This is a genomic window from Vibrio sp. 10N.222.46.A1 (genome assembly GCF_041473595.1).
In the GTDB taxonomy this organism is placed as follows: domain Bacteria; phylum Pseudomonadota; class Gammaproteobacteria; order Enterobacterales; family Vibrionaceae; genus Vibrio; species Vibrio tasmaniensis_A.
In genome coordinates this window covers 1-4,496 of sequence record NZ_JBFRSN010000619.1, presented here as the reverse complement: position 1 = coordinate 4,496, position 4,496 = coordinate 1, and the positions used below count along the sequence as shown (strand labels likewise).

The following is a 4,496-nucleotide window of genomic DNA, read 5'->3' as shown; positions in this document are numbered from 1 at the left end:
GTTGCGCAAACGGGTAACCAATTTACGCTAACGCCAACGGCTGTGGACTCTAATCAGGGCGATTTCCAGATTAACATCACTGAGAAAGGCATTGTTCAGGGCTTTAATGTGATTGAACAAGACGGCCAAAAAGGTGAGTTTACCTTTAACAATGTTGACTTAGGTAAACCTGCTGCAGACCGCTTTACTTTTGTGGCGCCGGAAGGTGTCGAGGTCGACGACCAAAGAAACTGATCCAAACTGGCAGATCGTTTGGTAGTAAGTCGATAGGTATTGATGCCATCAACGAATCAAGAGATTGCAATTGAGTAATTACAGCTTAGATTTTGCGGGGGACGAAGATTTTCGTCCCCTTGCTGCTCGTATGAGACCTGAAACTGTTGAACAGTATATTGGTCAGCAGCATATATTAGGTCCAGGTAAACCCCTTCGCAGAGCGTTGGAGGCGGGCCATATCCACTCCATGATTTTATGGGGGCCTCCGGGCACCGGTAAAACCACGCTGGCAGAAGTGGCAGCTAATTACGCCAATGCAGAAGTCGAGCGCGTATCTGCGGTGACTTCGGGTGTAAAAGACATTCGTATCGCCATTGAAAAAGCGCGTGAGAACAAGCAAGCAGGGCGTAGAACGATTTTATTTGTGGACGAAGTCCATCGCTTTAACAAAAGTCAGCAAGATGCTTTTCTACCTCATATCGAAGATGGCACGGTTACGTTTATTGGCGCGACGACAGAAAACCCTTCTTTTGAATTGAACAACGCTTTGTTGTCGCGTGCGCGTGTTTACAAATTGACTTCGCTCAATACAGAGGATATTTCTCTCGTCATTCGCCAAGCCATTGAAGATAAACAGCGTGGCCTAGGTGATGTGTCGGCTGATTTTGCTGATAACGTACTAGATCGCCTCGCTGAACTGGTCAACGGTGATGCACGTATGTCGCTCAACTATCTTGAGCTGCTGTATGACATGGCAGAAGACAACGACAAAGGCGAGAAAGCGATAACGTTGCAGTTGTTAGCGGAAGTGGCTGGTGAGAAGGTTGCTCGTTTCGATAATAAGGGGGATATTTGGTACGACCTAATCTCTGCCGTTCACAAATCGATTCGCGGTTCAAACCCTGATGGGGCGTTGTATTGGTCGGCGCGAATGATTGCGGCGGGTTGTGACCCTTTGTATATCGTAAGGCGTTTATTAGCGATTGCTTCTGAAGATATTGGTAATGCTGACCCAAGAGCAATGCAGGTTGCGATGTCGGCTTGGGATTGCTTCACGCGTATTGGCCCTGCAGAAGGGGAGCGTGCGATTGCTCAGGCAGTTGTCTATTTAGCGTGTGCACCAAAGAGTAACGCCGTTTACACCGCTTGGAAGCAAGCCTTAACGGATGCGCATAATCTTCCTGAATATGAAGTGCCTCATCATTTAAGAAATGCACCCACAACTTTGATGAAGGACATGGGCTACGGGCAGGAATACCGTTATGCTCATGATGAACCAGGTGCCTACGCGGCTGGCGAAAAGTATTTACCGCCTGAAATGGGCGAAACACAATACTATTTCCCAACAAAACGAGGCTTAGAGACCAAAATTGGCGAGAAGCTAGATTATCTGGCGGATTTGGACGCAAAAAGCCCACAAAAACGCTATGAAAAGTAGTCTTTTTTGGATATCGTTACCTAGTCATAAAAATTCAATTAAATCGTTACAAATTGGTCGAAATAGCACCAGTTTTAGGGGTTTAGCAGTGATTCAGTAGCAATCTACTGAATATTCAAATAACTAAAGCATAGGATTAGCAATGCTGGATTCTAAATTACTTCGAGCTGAGCTGGATGAAACAGCGGCAAAATTAGCACGTCGAGGCTTCACCCTTGATGTAGAGACAATTCGTGAACTTGAAGAAAAACGTAAGTCCCTTCAGATGAAAACTGAAGAGCTACAAGCGTTACGTAACTCTCGATCGAAGTCCATTGGTCAAGCGAAAGCAAAAGGCGACCATGAAGAAGCTGAGCGTATCCTTGCAGAAGTAGGCAACTTAGGCGCAGAACTAGACCAAGCTAAAGTAACATTGGCTGAGCTTCAATCTGAGCTAGAAGCGATCACAATGTCAATTCCTAACCTACCTGACGCAGAAGTGCCAGATGGTAAAGATGAAGACGACAACGTAGAAGTTTCTCGTTGGGGTCAACCTAAGACTTACGACTTCGAAGTGAAAGATCACGTGGATCTTGGCGAAATGTCTGGCGGTCTTGATTTTGCTAGCGCAGTTAAAATCTCTGGTTCTCGTTTTATCGTGATGAAAGGCAAATTCGCACGTCTACACCGTGCTATTGCTCAGTTCATGCTGGACCTTCACACTGATGAGCACGGCTACACAGAAATGTACGTACCGTACCTAGTGAACCACGATAGCCTATACGGTACTGGTCAACTTCCTAAGTTCGGCGAAGACTTGTTCCACACAAGCCCGCTAACTGAGCAAGTAAGTGATGTACCGCTTAAGACGTTATCGCTTATCCCTACTGCGGAAGTACCGGTAACGAACATGGTTCGTGACACGATTACTGATGAAGCTGAACTGCCACTTAAGATGACAGCTCACACTCCATGTTTCCGTTCTGAAGCGGGTTCTTACGGTCGTGACACTCGTGGTCTTATCCGTATGCACCAATTCGACAAAGTTGAATTAGTACAAATTACTAAGCCAGAAGACTCAATGGCAGCGCTTGAAGAGCTAACAGGTCATGCTGAGAAAGTACTTCAACTTCTAGAGCTTCCTTACCGTAAAGTGATTCTATGTACGGGTGACATGGGCTTCGGTTCTGCGAAAACTTACGACTTAGAAGTCTGGGTTCCAGCACAAGAGACATACCGTGAAATTTCTTCTTGTTCAAACATGTGGGATTTCCAAGCGCGTCGTATGCAAGCTCGTTTCCGTCGTAAAGGCGAGAAGAAACCTGAACTTGTACACACACTTAACGGTTCTGGTCTTGCTGTTGGTCGTACTATGGTTGCTATTCTTGAGAACAACCAAGAAGCAGATGGCCGTATTGCTATCCCAACAGTACTTCAACCATACATGGGCGGCGTAACGCACATCGGCTAATGCCAATTTTGGTTAATCAAATTTAGATTAATCTGACTTGTTAGAATATTTAAAAGGCTTTGCTGTAATGGCAAAGCCTTTTTTGTATGCGGACGTTGTTTAAATAGAAGCTACATATATGAGAAGGCAGCCTCGGAAGTATTGTTTGCTTGTTTCCAGGCCAAGTCTGCTTGCTTACATGCCAGAAGCGCCTTTCGGTAATAGTTTTGATAGTTGTTTTGTGTCAGCTCATCAATCGTATAAAGCTGTGTGATCACTTCGTCACATTGCTTGATGATGGTTAGCACTTGTTTTGCACCCATTGAATCAGGCCAAATAACAGAGAGCAATTTTATCGTATTCATACATACGTTCTTGATCATCGGACATCGTTTATGAATATCTAAGTAAGCCACAAGCACCTGTTTGTAGTCTGACTTTGCTAGTTTGATGCCGATATTCTTCTCTTTGAGCCAGTTCATTTTTGCGGTGTTGCGATGTTTCATCTCAGTGCACATCGTTATCTGACTTGAAACCACTGTCTCGCTCGCTGTTTTCACTATCAACATGCTGCAACGGTTTTCCGCAATTTTAAACTCGTTTTCACAGCTCATCCTATCCAATAACCATGCATGGTGATAAATCACAGGGAAGGCATCAAAGTCATTCTTATCGTGCAATGCGGTTAGTATAGTGACTGCTTTTTGATATTGGTTAGCTTCCATCGCGATGTGAGCTGCGATAAGTGCTAAGTCAGTTTGAAGCCCTGATCTTGCCTCGGTAGGGATCTTCGAAATTAAGTAATTGACGTGACCCAAATTCGCTTGCTTATCGATGCCATCTGAGGCGCAATAGAGCAAGAATCGTATATGACTTAGCTTCATATATAGGTTGTCTCGAAAGGTGTCCTTATTGATTTGCACATGGTTTTGGTAGTGGAATAGCGCTGTTTTAGTATCATTAACCGATAAGCATAGATTTGCGATTGCAAGCTCTCTCTCAGAGTTACCTGGTGTTAGTTTACTCGCTAACTTGAAGTGAGCAATGGCTGCCGGAACCTTATTGCTGATCAGGTTTACTTGAGCTGCTTGGTCTCGATACAAAATGCAGGTTGGCGCAGAATTGATCAAACTTTCAATCATCGACTGTGCTTCGCTAAGCTGCCCCAAATTCGCAAGGCTGTTTGCTAATCCTGCTTGAGCCCAATCAAAACTGCCTTCATCTATCGCTTTCCGATAGACATTCTTGGCTTCCTCGTAGAGCTCTAGTTTTGATAGAAAGCTCCCTCGAAATTGCTGGATTGTTGCGAAGTATTCGGGATGAAACGCGGCAAGCCCTTCGCAATGCTCTAGGCCCGCTTGATAGTTATTCTCTCTCTCAGCCTTATAAATGTCTTGTAAAATCAGCTTCTTC

Annotated in this window: 4 protein-coding genes; 3 read left to right on the top strand and 1 reads right to left on the bottom strand. The window is 44.8% G+C overall.

What is annotated here, in order from left to right; all coding sequences use genetic code 11:
- The 3 genes from lolA to serS all read left to right on the top strand — a co-directional run.
- A partial coding sequence (lolA, locus tag AB4496_RS17135) for an outer membrane lipoprotein chaperone LolA (RefSeq protein WP_372131450.1) occupies positions 1–234 on the top strand: 234 nt, incomplete at its 5' end.
- 64 nt (positions 235–298) lie between these two features.
- Positions 299–1,654: a replication-associated recombination protein A gene (locus tag AB4496_RS17130; RefSeq protein WP_032555347.1), complete on the top strand. Its 1,356-nt coding sequence runs from the start codon at positions 299–301 to the stop codon at positions 1,652–1,654.
- 142 nt (positions 1,655–1,796) lie between these two features.
- Positions 1,797–3,104, top strand: coding sequence for a serine--tRNA ligase (gene serS, locus AB4496_RS17125; protein ID WP_009848824.1), 1,308 nt, complete (start codon positions 1,797–1,799; stop codon positions 3,102–3,104).
- A 110-nt stretch (positions 3,105–3,214) separates the two neighbouring features.
- Here the strand turns inward: serS and AB4496_RS17120 are convergent.
- A partial coding sequence (locus tag AB4496_RS17120; RefSeq protein WP_372131448.1) for a tetratricopeptide repeat protein occupies positions 3,215–4,496 on the bottom strand: 1,282 nt, incomplete at its 5' end.

Bases quoted from the DNA above. Each gene is read 5' to 3' on its own strand.
- serS (WP_009848824.1), top strand. From the start codon at position 1,797: ATGCTGGATTCTAAATTACTTCGAGCTGAGCTGGATGAAACAGCGGCA.